The organism is Roseovarius halophilus (ex Wu et al. 2025), assembly GCF_047086965.1.
The window spans coordinates 1-13,329 of record NZ_JBKOTX010000041.1; the positions used below are offsets into that span (position 1 = coordinate 1).

9 protein-coding genes are annotated in these 13,329 nt (G+C 65.8%); 3 read left to right on the forward strand and 6 right to left on the reverse strand.

The window, feature by feature from the left end:
- Positions 1–92: 92 nt before the first annotated feature.
- Positions 93–1,751 carry an NAD+ synthase gene (locus ACH107_RS10600; RefSeq protein WP_412505828.1) on the reverse strand — a complete coding sequence of 553 codons (1,659 nt, stop codon included), beginning with the start codon at positions 1,749–1,751 and terminating at the stop codon, positions 93–95.
- Positions 1,752–1,904: 153 nt separating this feature from the next.
- Here ACH107_RS10600 and ACH107_RS10605 point away from each other — a divergent pair, with 153 nt between their 5' ends.
- Positions 1,905–3,365 (forward strand): MORN repeat-containing protein, encoded by a 1,461-nt coding sequence (locus ACH107_RS10605; RefSeq protein ID WP_412505829.1) that lies wholly within the window; start codon positions 1,905–1,907, stop codon positions 3,363–3,365.
- 105 nt (positions 3,366–3,470) lie between these two features.
- Here the strand turns inward: ACH107_RS10605 and ACH107_RS10610 are convergent, their stop codons facing one another.
- On the reverse strand, positions 3,471–4,997 hold the full coding sequence (locus tag ACH107_RS10610; RefSeq protein ID WP_412505830.1) for a cryptochrome/photolyase family protein: 1,527 nt from the start codon (positions 4,995–4,997) through the stop codon (positions 3,471–3,473).
- A complete protein-coding gene (locus ACH107_RS10615; protein ID WP_412505831.1) occupies positions 4,994–5,659 on the reverse strand; it encodes an SDR family NAD(P)-dependent oxidoreductase in 666 nt (221 codons plus the stop codon). The genes ACH107_RS10610 and ACH107_RS10615 overlap by 4 nt, the downstream gene beginning before the upstream one ends.
- A 398-nt stretch (positions 5,660–6,057) precedes the next feature.
- Between ACH107_RS10615 and ACH107_RS10620 the strand changes: the two genes are divergently transcribed.
- Positions 6,058–7,623, forward strand: coding sequence for a 2-isopropylmalate synthase (locus tag ACH107_RS10620; RefSeq protein ID WP_412505832.1), 1,566 nt, complete (start codon positions 6,058–6,060; stop codon positions 7,621–7,623).
- 71 nt (positions 7,624–7,694) lie between these two features.
- On the opposite strand, the gene ACH107_RS10625 is transcribed toward ACH107_RS10620, so the two are convergent.
- Both ACH107_RS10625 and ACH107_RS10630 read right to left on the reverse strand, forming a co-directional pair.
- Complete coding sequence (locus tag ACH107_RS10625) at positions 7,695–8,276, reverse strand: NAD(P)H-dependent oxidoreductase (protein WP_412505833.1); 582 nt, start codon at positions 8,274–8,276, stop codon at positions 7,695–7,697.
- Between the two features lie 206 nt (positions 8,277–8,482).
- Entirely contained in the window at positions 8,483–10,381 is a 1,899-nt protein-coding gene (locus ACH107_RS10630; protein ID WP_412505834.1) for an acyl-CoA synthetase, read from the reverse strand.
- 226 nt (positions 10,382–10,607) lie between these two features.
- On the opposite strand from ACH107_RS10630, the gene ACH107_RS10635 reads away from it, so the two are divergent.
- A complete protein-coding gene (locus ACH107_RS10635; protein WP_412505835.1) occupies positions 10,608–11,636 on the forward strand; it encodes an extracellular solute-binding protein in 1,029 nt (342 codons plus the stop codon).
- A gap of 132 nt (positions 11,637–11,768) precedes the next feature.
- Here the strand turns inward: ACH107_RS10635 and ACH107_RS10640 are convergent, their stop codons facing one another.
- Positions 11,769–13,238 carry an NAD(P)-binding protein gene (locus tag ACH107_RS10640; protein WP_412505836.1) on the reverse strand — a complete coding sequence of 490 codons (1,470 nt, stop codon included), beginning with the start codon at positions 13,236–13,238 and terminating at the stop codon, positions 11,769–11,771.
- Positions 13,239–13,329 lie beyond the last annotated feature (91 nt).

Consider the following 13,329-nt stretch of genomic DNA (forward strand, 5'->3'; position numbering starts at 1 on the left):
GGCGCCGCGGCAGGTCGCGCGGCGGCCCGCGGCACGGCCCTTGCATCTTTTCAGGGAACATCCCGCCCCTGCCCGCGATGCGCGGGCAGGTGTCAGCCCTTGTCGCGCCAGCGGTTCACGATGGGGTAGCGCCTGTCCAGCCAGAACGCCCGCGTGGACAGCCGCGTGCCCGGTGCGGACTGGAAGCGCTTGTATTCACTGGTGTAAAGCAGATGCTCGACCTTGCCGGCATCGGCCCTGTCATAGCCGGCCGCCACGCAATCGCCGATACTGCCGTCGCCATCCACCAGTATTTCCAGGATCCCGTCCAGGACCGGGTAATCGGGCAGGCTGTCACTGTCCTTCTGGTCCGCGCGCAGCTCCGCCGAGGGCGCCTTGTCGATCACGTTTGGCGGAATGACCTCGCCCGCCGGCCCGTTCATCCACGGCCGGTGATGCGCGTTGCGCCAGCGGCAGGTCTCGAAAACCCGTGTCTTGTACATGTCCTTGATCGGGTTGTAGCCGCCCGCCATGTCGCCGTAGATCGTGGCATAGCCCACCGCCACCTCGGACTTGTTGCCGGTGGTCAACAGCATCTCGCCGAACTTGTTGCTGAGCGCCATCAACAGCAACCCGCGCAGCCGCGACTGGATGTTTTCCTCGGTGATGTCGGGGGCCAGCCCCTCGAACATCGGCGCCAGCGTTTCGGTGATGGCGGCCCGGCCCTGCGCGATCGGCAGGAAATCGTACCGGCAGCCAAGGTTGTCTGCCACGGCCGTCGCATCCTCCAGCGACGCCTCCGACGTGTATTCCGAGGGCAGCATGACGCAGCGCACGTTCTCCGCGCCCAGCGCATCCACCGCCACCGCCGCCACGATCGCGCTGTCGATGCCACCTGAAAGCCCCAGCAGCACCCTGGAAAACCCGGTCTTGCGCAGGTAGTCGCGCAGGCTCAGCACCATGGCGTGATAATCCTGCTCGATCTCGCCCGGAATCGGCGCCAGCTTGCCCGGCTCGGCACGCCAGCCGTCGGCGTCGCGCACCATGTCCAGATGCGCCACCGCCTCTTCCATAAGGGGCATCTGCAACGCCAGCGCGCCACCGGGGTTCAGCACGAAGCTGCCCCCGTCGAACACCTGGTCGTCCTGCGCCCCAACGAGGTTGAGGTAGATCAGCGGCAGCCCCGTCTCGACCACGCGGGCCACCATCAGCTGATGCCGCCGGCCCACCTTGCCCCGGTAATAGGGCGATCCGTTGGGCACCAGCAGGAATTCCGCGCCCGTCTCGGCCATCGTTTCGGCCACGTCCTCGTACCAGCTGTCCTCGCAGATCGGGCTGCCGATGCGCACCCCGCCCACGGCATAGGGTCCGCCCACCGGGCCCGGCTCGTAGATGCGCAGCTCGTCGAAAACCGTCTCGTTGGGCAGGTGGTGCTTGAAAACGCGCGCCGCCACCTTGCCGCCCCAGAGGATGTAATAGGCGTTGTGAAGCCGCCCGTCCTCCAGTGCCGGCCCCCCGATGGCCAGCGCCGGGCCGTCGGCGCAATCGCGCGCCAGCGCCTCGATTTCCGCGATCGCCGCGCGGTGAAACGCCGGCTTCATCACGAGGTCCTGCGTGTTGTAGCCGGTGATGAACATCTCGGGCAGGGCCACCAGCCGCGCCCCGGCCGCGCGGCCCGCCTCCCACGCTTCGCGGGCCATCGCGGCATTGCCCGCAAGGTCCCCCATCGTCGGGTTCAGCTGCGCCAGCGTCAGGCGAAACCGGTCCGTCATCCCATGCCCCGCAATTGCTTCCGCCACCCGATGTAGCAGATCACGGCGCGAGGGAAAGCCGATTTGCCCGGAAACCCGTTGTCAGCCCGCGAACGGTCCTCTAGATTTGCGACACCCGCCCATGACGGCGGGGACGGGGCATCAGGGGCAATCATGACGGTATCGCTGACAAGAATCGCCTTCATCGCCGCCGCGCTCGCCGCCGGCGGCGCCGCGCAGGCGCAGGACGACGGCGAGGTGCGCACCAAGCAATACGACGATGGCGGCATCTACGAAGGCACCTTCAAGAACGGCCTGCAGCATGGCACCGGCACGTATACCCTGCCCAACGGCTACGAATACGCCGGCGACTGGGTCGAGGGCGAGATCCGCGGCCGCGGCGTCGCGCGCTTTCCCAACGGCTCGGTCTACGAGGGCGAGTTCGCCAAGGGCAAACCCCACGGCGTGGGCAAGATCACCTTCACCGATGGCGGCACCTACGAGGGCGAATGGCAGGACGGCAAGATCACCGGCCGCGGCACCGCCGTCTACGCCAACGGCGTGCGCTACGAGGGCGGGTTCCTCAATGCCATGCATCACGGCCGCGGCCGCATGGAAAGCCCGGGCGGCTATGTCTATGACGGCGACTGGGTCGAGGGCGTCAAGGAAGGCAAAGCCACCATCACCTACCCCGACGGCGCCGTCTACGAGGGCGAGGTGCGCCGCGGCGCGCGCGAGGGCGAAGGCACGCTCACCATGCCCGACGGGCTGGTCTACGAAGGCACGTGGCAGGACGGCCAGATCAACGGCACCGGCAAGCTCATCCAGCCCAACGGCGACGTCTACGAGGGCGAGCTTGTCAGCGGCCGGCGCGAGGGCGAGGGCCGCGTCACCTACGAGAACGGCGACGTCTACGAAGGCGAGTTCCAGGATGACCGCCGCCACGGACAGGGCACTTTCATCGGCACGGACGGCTACGAATACACCGGGTCATGGGTCGCCGGGAAGATCTCCGGCCAGGGCCGCGTGACCTATCCCGACGGCTCCGTCTACGAGGGCGAGTTCCGCGACGACCTCGCCAACGGTCAGGGCAAGATCACCTATCCCGACGGCGCCACCTACGAGGGTGAATGGCGCGGCGGCGTGATCGACGGCCAGGGCCGCGCCACCTACCCCAACGGCCTTGTCTACGAGGGCGGGTTCAAGAACGCCAAGAACCACGGTCAGGGCGTGATGACCTATCCCGACGGCTACCGCTACGAAGGCGACTGGAAAGAGGGCCAGCGCCACGGACAGGGCAAGGCCACCTATCCCGACGGCACCGTCTACGAGGGCACGTTCCGCAACGGCCAGCGCCACGGACAGGGCCGCATCGTCATGCCCGACGGCTTCACCTACGAAGGCGAATGGCAGAACGGCGAGATCTCCGGCCAGGGCGTGGCCACCTACACCAACGGCGATGTCTACGAAGGCACCTTCTTGCGCGGCAAGCGGCAGGGAGAGGGCACGATGCGCTACGCCACGGGGCAGGAGGAATCCGGCACCTGGAAGGACGGCGCGCTCACCGACGGGGACGCCCCGGCCGAGGACGCTCCCGCCGACGATAACGGCCAGCCCGCCACCGGCGACGACTGATCGCGCAGGCGCGCCCCGCGCTTCTTCTCAGGCGAAATACCCCGGGGTGAATTGGCCGCAGGCCAAGAGGGGCAGAGCCCCTCCGCGGCAGGGCATTCCCCGGGGTTACACCACCTCGCCGGCATCCAGCCGTTGCAGCACCGCGTCGGCGTCCCGCAGGACGGTTCGGCGCTTGGCCTCGTCCATCCGGTCCCACGTGCGGTACATCTGTGCCATGCGCGGATTGCGTTCGAACCGGTCGCGGTGGCGGTCCATGAAGTGCCAGTAAAGCAGGTTGAACGGGCAGGCGCGCGCGCCGGTCTTGTCCTTCACCGAGTAGGCGCAGCCGCGGCAGTAATCCGACATCCGGTCGATATAGTTGCCGGAGCTGACATAGGGTTTCGACGCGATGATCCCGCCATCCGCGAACTGGCTCATCCCGATCGTGTTGGGCGCCTCGACCCATTCGAACGCGTCCGCGTAGACCGACAGGTACCACTCGTGCACCCGCGCCGGGTCGATCCCGGCCAGCAGCGCGAAATTGCCCGTCACCATCAGCCGCTGGATATGGTGCGCGTAGGCGTCTTCGCGCGTCTGCTCGACGGCATGGGCCATGCAGTTCATGCCGGTCTCCGCGCCCCAGTACATCGCGGGCAGGTCGCGCGCATGGCCCAGCACGTTCCGCGCGGCATAGTCCGGCCCCTCGTGGAAATAGAGGCCCCGCACGTATTCGCGCCAGCCGATCACCTGTCGCACGTAGCCTTCGGCGGCGTTGATCGGCACCTTGCCCGCCTTCCATTCTTCAACCACGCGGTCGCAGATATCCACAGGCGACAGCAGGCCGATATTCAAATAGGGGGAAAGGACGGAATGGTTCAGGTACCGGTCCCCGGACAGCATAGCGTCCTGGTAATCCCCGAACCCCGGCAGCAGACGCGTTGCGAAGTGATCCAGCGCGCGCAGCGCCTCCGCCCGTGTCACCGCGAAAACGAAGGGGCGCAACGTCCCGAAATTGCCGGCGAAACGCCGCTCGACCATGTCGAGAACCTCCTCTGTCACGGCGTCCGGCTCGAACCGCATGGGCGGGGGGCGCAACAGGTCGTCCGAGGCCGGCTTGCGGTTGTCGTGGTCGAAATTCCACTTGCCGCCGGCCGGCGCGTCACCCTCCATCAGGTAGCCGGTGCGGCGCCGCATGTCACGGTAGAAGTATTCCATGCGCAGGGCCTTGCGGCCCTCGGCCCAGGCGTCGAACTCGGCCAGCGAACACAGGAACCGGTCATCCGGCAGCATCGTCACGGCCAGCGGCGCCGCGTCCAGCGCCTCGATCAGCCGCCACTCCCCGGGTTGCGTCGCCAGAACCTCCGTCGCCCCGTGCGCCGCCGCCTGCCGCAGCAGGGCATCCGGAATGCTGGCAGGCGCGTCGGGATCGTCCAGCCGGGAATAGGCCACTTGCCAGCCGGCCGCGCGCAGCGCCGCCGCGAAATGGCGCATGGCCGACAGGACCAGCGCGATCTTCTTGGGATGGTGGGGGACGTATGCCGTCTCGTCGGCCACCTCGGCCATCACGACGATGTCGGTGTCCTTGTCCGCCGCGCGCAGCGCCGACAGGTTCAGGCTCAGCTGGTCCCCCAGCACGAGGACAAGACGGCTCACCACGGCACCTGCTTTCCCTGCCAGTCAAAGAAAAGCCCGGTGTCGGCCGGTTCCAGCCCGTCGATCACGCCCAGCAGGTTGCGCGCGGCCTCGGGCGGCGTCACGGTGGGGTGGTTCCGCGCGTATTCCGCCGTCAGCGGCGTCTCCACCGTGCCCGGGTGCAGCGCGACGCAGATCGCCTGCTTGTGGGTGCGCGCCAGTTCGATCGCGCCGGTGTGGATCATCTGGTTCAGCGCCGCCTTGGCCGTGCGGTAGGCGTACCACCCGCCAAAGCCGTTATCCCCGATCGACCCCACCCGCGCCGACAGCGCCGCGAATACCGCCCGGCGATCGCGCGGCAGCAGGTGCCGGGCGTGTTTCAGCACCAGCGACGGCCCCACGCAATTGAGCATGAACTGCGCGCGCATGTTGGCCGCCGTTACCTGCCTGAGCGACTTTTCCGGTCCCTGCCCCGCGATCTCCAGCGCGCCGGTCGCCACGAAGACCAGCTCGAAGGGGCCCTCCAGCCGCCCGAGGGCGGTCTCGACCGACGCTTCGTCGGTCACGTCCAGCCCGTCACCACTGCGCGATACCCCGGTCACGGCCACGCCCCGCGCCGACAGCGCCGCGCCGATGGCCTGCCCGATGCCGCCCGAACTTCCGATGATCAATGCGTTCTTCATGAGCGCGCATCTAGCCGGGCGCCGCCCGGCTTCAAGCCCGATCGCGCGCCGCGTCAAAACCGGTCCGGTCGCGCAGCGCCACCGCCGCGATACCGACGCGCCACGGCCGCGCTGCCGACGCGCGTTTTCCCGCGCCGGCAGGCCGTTAACCCGCATTGCGCGCATCACGCGGCACGCCTGCCCGACTTCGGGGGTTTTCACGGCCCGCCGCGATCCCTATACTATCCGCATGACCGGACGGACGCATATCGTTACACGACCCGCGCGCGCTGACGCGGCCGCTTGCGTTTCCGCCCTGCTACTCCTAAGCCGCCTCTGAGCGTGCCAGACGGGCGCGACCGCTCAGAGGGTGTGCCTTTTCGCGCCATCAGGCTTAGGACAAACGAACGAGACCCGACATGACAGATCAGGACAAGGACCGCGTGGTGATCTTCGACACCACGCTGCGCGACGGCGAGCAATCCCCCGGCGCGACCATGACCCACGAGGAAAAGCTCGAAATCGCCGGTCTGCTCGACGAGATGGGCGTCGATATCATCGAGGCGGGCTTTCCCATCGCCTCGGAAGGCGATTTCCGTGCCGTCAACGAGATCGCCAAGCGTAGCCGGGATGCCGTGATCTGCGGGCTGGCACGGGCCAACCCCAAGGATATCGACCGCTGCTGGGAAGCGGTCAGGGACGCGAAAAAACCGCGGATTCATACGTTTATCGGCACTTCGCCCCTGCATCGCGCCATTCCCGACCTCACGCAGGACGAAATGGCAGAACGGATCCACGAAACCGTCACGCATGCCCGCAACCTTTGCGACAACGTGCAATGGTCGCCGATGGATGCCACCCGCACCGAATGGGATTACCTGCGCCGGGTGGTCGAGATCGCCATCAAGGCGGGCGCCACCACCATCAACATCCCCGACACGGTGGGCTATACCGCCCCGGTCGAAAGCGCCGACCTGATCCGCCGGCTGATCGCGGAGGTTCCCGGCGGCGACGAGGTGGTTTTCGCCACCCATTGCCACAACGACCTCGGCATGGCCACGGCCAACGCGCTGGCCGCCGTCGAGGGCGGCGCACGCCAGATCGAATGCACCATCAACGGGCTGGGCGAACGGGCCGGCAACACCGCGTTGGAAGAGGTCGTGATGGCGCTGAAGGTGCGCAACGACATCATGCCGTTCCACACGAAAGTGGACAGCCGCAAGATCATGCATATCAGCCGGCGGGTGGCCACGGTCTCGGGCTTCAACGTGCAGTACAACAAGGCGATCGTGGGCAAGAACGCCTTTGCCCATGAAAGCGGGATTCATCAGGACGGAATGCTCAAGAACGCCGAGACCTTCGAGATCATGCGCCCCGAGGATGTCGGCCTGACCGAGACGAACATCGTGCTGGGCAAGCATTCGGGCCGCGCCGCGCTGCGCTCGAAGTTGCAGCACCTCGGGTTCGACCTCGGCGCGAACCAGCTCGACGATGTTTTCCATCGCTTCAAGGACCTCGCCGACCGCAAGAAGGAGGTCTATGACGAGGACCTGATCGCGCTCGTCACGGCCGGCGAGGACGAGGCCAAGGACCGCCTTGTCGTCAAGTCCCTGCGCGTTGTCTGCGGCACGGGCGGCCCGGCCGAGGCCGAGCTGGTCATGACCATCGACGGCACGGAGAAATCCGCGGCCCGGACCGGTGACGGCCCTGTGGACGCCACGTTCAAGGCGGTGCGCGAGCTGCACCCGAACGATGCGCACCTGTCGCTGTACCAAGTGCACGCGGTGACGCAGGGCACGGATGCGCAGGCTACCGTCTCGGTCCGGCTGGAAGAGGAAGGCAACATCGCGACCGGCCAGTCAGCCGATACCGACACCGTCGTGGCCTCGGCCAAGGCTTATGTCAACGCGCTCAACCGCCTTCTGGTCCGCCGAGGCAAAACGGGCGAAGACCGCAAGGAAATCAGCTACAAGGACGTCTCCTGACAAAGCGCTTGCGCTGCCCCGTTCCGGGTCACCGGGACGGGGCGGGCATCGAGTGCGTGCGGTAGCTCGCGTCAGGCCGCGCGGCGGCCGAGTGCTTGGGCCTTGTCGAGCCACCGATCGATTTTCGCGGGTTTCGCCGTCTTGACCGGCCCGAATTGCACGGCCTTCCGCACCTTTATCCCGCAGAACCCGAGCACCTGGTTCCGCATCACGCGCCGTCCGGGTTTGCCGTAAATGAACGTGTCGAACAACGGTGGCGTGTCGGAGGTGATGAAAACGTCCGCCGTGCGCCCTTGCAACAGCTTGTCCCAGCCAAGACCGCCCTCGTGGTACTTGAAACCGAATCCCGGCGTCAGCGCCCTGTCCAGAACGGCCTTCGCCCGCGACGGCATCGCGCCCCACCAGTAGGGATGCACGATAAGAAGATGATCGGCCCACGCGATACCGTCCTGCCATCGGCGCAGGTCAGGCTCTAACCCGGGGGCGTCCCGCCCGTAGCCTTCGAAATGCGGGTCGAACGTCATGTCGGGCAGATCCATGCGCCGGACCTCCGCCCCCTGCGATGTCGCACCTTTCTCGTAGGCATCGGCAAGACCTGCACAGAGCGACCCCTGCCCGGGATGCGCGACCCAGATGAACACCTTCCGCGGCATATCGCCCCCCAACTCGCACTGGCCAAGAGCGTAGATGGACCACTGAGACCCTGTCAACCAACGACGGTCCTGTCCCCTGCCTCGACAACGCCCGGGGGATCGCGGGTATCGATCCGGGCGTGCTGGCGCGTATGCGGCCAGGCCCGCGGCACCCTTGGGCCGCAGTGGCGCGATTGGGCATCACGGCAGTATCGGCCCGTGGCGGATCAGTTATCGGCCTCCTGCCCGGCCCATCCCCACGGCCGCACGAACCGGCCCAGTACATGGCCCAGCTCCGCCTCGTCGACCTCGCCGGTCCTTTCCAACTGCGCGACGAGCCCGCGTTTCTTGCTGTCGATCACCTGCACGACGCGCGCGTTCACCCCGGCGTTTTCCAGTTCGGCGTCATAGATCCGTCCAATGGCCAGCTTGCGCAAGTCCGGCTTGAAAACCTTGCCGACGGCCGTCTTGGGCAATTCCGGCAGAACCTCCACGTGACGCGGCACCGCCGCCCGCTCATGCACGTGGATCTTGCAATGTTCCAGCAGGTCGTCGCCGGTAACGGTGCCGCCTTCGACCAGTTCGACATAGGCGCAGGGTATCTCGCCGGAATGTGCGTCGGGCTGGCCGATCGCACCGGCCATGGCCACCTCTGCGTGGGCCATCAATGCCTCCTCGATCTCGGCGGGGTCGATGTTGTGGCCACCACGAATGATCAGGTCCTTGGCACGGCCGGTAATCCACAGATAGCCGTCAGGGTCGAGCCGCCCGAGATCGCCCGTGCGCAGGTACTTGCCATGGAAATACAGATCGGCGTTCTTGGGCGCCTCTGTATAAGTATTGCCCGCGTTCACCCCGGGGTTGGACACGCAGATCTCGCCCACTTCGTCCGTCGCGCATTCCTCCGGCCCGTCGCCCGTATCCCTGTAAATCCGCACATCGGTGTAAGGAAACGGCACACCGACCGACCCGACCTTCTTTTGGCCCTCGGGCGGGTTGCAGGAAACCAGACAGGTCGCTTCGGTCAGGCCATATCCCTCGATCACGGCCATGCCCGTGGCCGACTCGAACCTGTTGAACAATTCCAGAGGCATCGGCGCCGACCCGGAAAAGGCGTTCTTCACGGACGAGATATCGGCATCGACCTTGCGCTGCATCAGCGCCGATACAGCCGTCGGCACAGTGATGACGAATGTCGTCTGCCACCGCTCGCACAGTTTCCAGAAGTTGTCGAACACACCGTCCCCACGATAGCCGGCCGGTGTCGGGAACACGACATGCGCGCCCGACTTGATCATGGCCATCAATATCACGTGGCAGGCAAAGACATGGAAAAGCGGCAGCGGGCACATCACGCTGTCAGTCTCGTCGAACAGCAGCCGGTGCCCCAGCCAACCGTTGTATATCATGCCGTCGTAGCGGTGTTGCGCCACCTTGGGCATGCCCGTCGTACCGCCCGTGTGGAAATAGGCCGCGACCCTGTCCTTGCCCCCGTCATCGAAATCCAGCGTCGGGTTCTGGTCCTGCAGCCCCTTCGCGAAGCATCGGATGTCGGCATGATGATTACCGGGGTTCTTGGGCCGGACCAGCGGGACGATCCAGCTCTTGGGCGGGGAGAGGTAGCGGTTCAGGTCGATTTCGAGGACCGTGTGAACATGGGGCGCGTGGCGAACGGCCTCGGCGCATTTCTGGGCGATGTCGGTCTTGGGAAACGCCCTGAGCGTCACCACGACCTTTGCGTCGGTCTCTCGCAGGATGGCTGCAATCTGCTCGGGCTCCAGCAGAGGATTGATCGGGTTGACGATCCCGGCAACCATGCCACCGATCGTCGCGATCGCGGTTTCAAGGCAGTTCGGCAGGATGAGCGCGACGACATCGTCCTCGGCCACCTTGAGGCTGCGGAAAAGGTTGGCCGCCCGGCAGACCTGCTGATGGAATTCCGTCCAGTTGAGGGTGTGGGCCTTGTCGGTGGCGCCTGACTGCAGCTGGTAACTGATGGCGGGCCGATCGGGAAAGGCGACAGCCGTCCGCCGCAGCATTTCGTAAAGCGTGGCCGGTCGCGCCACCTCGGTCCACGGCATCTCGTTCTCGATGTCCAGTGCGTCCTGCCTCGTGGCGAAGGTCATCGGCAATCCTCCCAAATCGCACTATCCCGTTGGCACCATGGGCAGCTTTGAAAGAGCACGCAAGTTTTACGCTGCGTTGAGCATGCGCCATGACAGACCGGCGAAACATCCCCGACACGGCCTGTCAGCCCCGACGAGACGATCGATACCGATTTTCTCTTGACTGTTTCTATCGGAAATACGAGAAATTGCCTACCAAATCAGTCAGAATTATGGAGATGCGCCGATGAACCGCTTCACGAACGCCAGCCGCACCGTTGCTCTTGTGACGATTGCAACGCTGGCTGCCCCGGCCGCGCTGGCCCAGACCGTGAATATCTATTCCAGCCGGCACTACGACACCGACGATGTGCTCTACCAACGCTTCACCGACGAAACAGGCATCACGGTCAACAGGATCGAGGCCAAGGCGGATGAACTGATTGCCCGCCTCGAAGCCGAGGGCGACAACAGCCCAGCCGACGTTTTCATCACCGTCGATGCCGGCCGCATGGCCCGCGCCGAGAACGCCGAGCTTCTGCAATCCTTCGACTCCGACACGATCACGGACAGCATTCCCGCGCATTTGCGGCACCCCGACGACCTGTGGTTCGGCGTTTCGCAGCGCGCGCGGATCATCTTCTACCACGAGGACAGGGTGGACACGCCGCCGCAGACCTACGAAGCGCTTGCCGACCCCGAATGGGAAGATCGTATCTGCATCCGCTCTTCATCGAACATCTACAACCAGTCTCTTCTCGCCTCGCTCATCGAGGTGCACGGCAATGATGCCGCCAAGGACTGGGCCGCCGCCATCGTTGGCAACATGGCCCGCCCGCCGCAGGGTGGCGACACGGACCAGCTGCGCGGGCTCATCTCGGGTGAATGCGACGTGGCCGTTTCCAACCACTACTACTTCCTGCGCGGGCATGCACGCGATGTGGCCGGGCTGACCGACGGGATCGACAACCTTGGCTGGGTCTGGCCCAACCAGGACGGCCGCGGCGCCCATGTCAACCTCACGGCAGCCGCCATGACGGCCGCCTCCCCGAACCCCGAGCAGGCCAGGACCTTTCTCGAATTCCTGACCGGTGATTTCGCGCAACAGCATTTCGCGGCCCAGAACCACGAATATCCAGCCGTTGACGGGGCGCCGCAATCCGAGATCACCGGGATCCTCGGCGATTTCAAGCCCGACAGCAGCACCAACACCTCGGCCTTCAGCCGCAACGCGGCAGCCGCGCAAACAATCTTCAACGAGGTCGGCTGGGACTGAGGCCCGCCACCCGTCCGATTGGGCGTTACATCAAGGCACCGGGCGTGGCCCGGTGCCTTTTTCGTTGCCCACGGACCGCGCGCACATGCGTGTCGCGCAGCGGGAGTGTTCAGGCCACCCCCCGCCCAGTCATCAGATGGGACCGCAGCGGATCTGATGGTCGGCCCCGACCGTATCGAGGGCACGACGGCAGTGATCGAGGTAGCGCCGCCGGTTGACCTTCAGATCGAGCATGCCAAGCGCCCGGCGCGGCAGGGGAAACCAGCGATCAAGGTCCAGACCGCACCCGTTTACGACCCCCATCGGCAGCGCATCCACGATCCGGATGGTATTGAGGAAGGATTGCGTGACCGCCGTCATGTTCCACGCCTGCCGGTCCTCGCGGAACAGCCGGGCGAGGTCGATCTCGTACACGCCGCTGTCGCGCAGCGCGTCGCGGAAATAAAGATGCGTCAGGAAGTACGCCGCGACCGACGGCAGGAAATGTACCGCCGACCGGGACGATATCGACAGGCAGGCCCCGTTGGGCGACAGGCAGGTCGTGTCGGGCGGATCATTACGCAACAGGTGGCCCGTGCAGTTGATGAAAACGCTGCCCGTGGCAACGCTGTGCCGGCTCCCGTCTCGCAGGACCATCTCGGGCCCGGCGGGTGAATCGACGACGTCGGAAAGATAGCCCGGCATGATCCGTTCGACCGCCTGTGCGACGGCGGCGTTCTCGGCCTCGGACATCAGGCCGAAAAAGAACTGCACCCCCCTGCCATCGGGGCTGATCGCGTAGGTTTCGTGGAAATAGTCGAAAACCTCGCGGGCGTTGCGCCCGTTGAACCGCATGGCCAGATCACCGAATGTCTTGAGCAGTAACTGCCCGCGCCACCACCGCCCGACGCCACGCGGCAGGAACCGGTCGCGATTGGCAAAAACGGTGCCTTTGCCGTTTATCAGGGTGATCGGCCGGTCCGGTCGCGCAGCACGCAACGCCAGCACGGTATCCATTCCCGTCTTGCCCCCGCCGATCACGAAGGCCGGCATCGCGCTGTCCAGTTGACCGGTTGCACGCAGCTCATGCGGTGTCGTGGACACGACATTGCACGACGACAGGTCCAGCGATGGCGGCACCGGCACGTCAAGGGCGGTGGCATTGATCAGGCGCCGTGCGCGTACCGTCACGGCTTCGCCATCTCCCGACACCGGCCGGCAGGTGACGCGGCCCACGACCCTGTGTTTTGTATGCTCTTCTTCGCATGGTCCCGCCTCGTACCCGAAAAGCCGGGTCAGCGACATTCCCGATACCAGCGTGTCGCAACAATGATCGAGATGCGCGCGCACCTCGGCCCCTGTCGCCAGATAATCGCGCGGCCTGTCTAGACGCCATGCGATATCACCGGCGGTGAACATCTCGAACGGTTGGTGCAAACGCACGTAATCGTACGTGTTCGTCCACATGCCGCCGGGCCCCTCGCGGCGGTCCACCAACGCGACGCGCGCCTCGGTCGGCAGATATTGCCGCGCCGCGTGAAGGGCATTCAGACCGGCAATACCCGTGCCGACGATACACAGGTCATGGGTTTCGGCGGGATCGGACGTGGGGTTTTCGTGCAATGCATGGGCTCCGTTTTTCTCCGGCGCACCATAGCATCGTTCCACCCGTTTTCCGAGAGTATCAGCGGCGCCAAACGCACGGCGCGGTCAC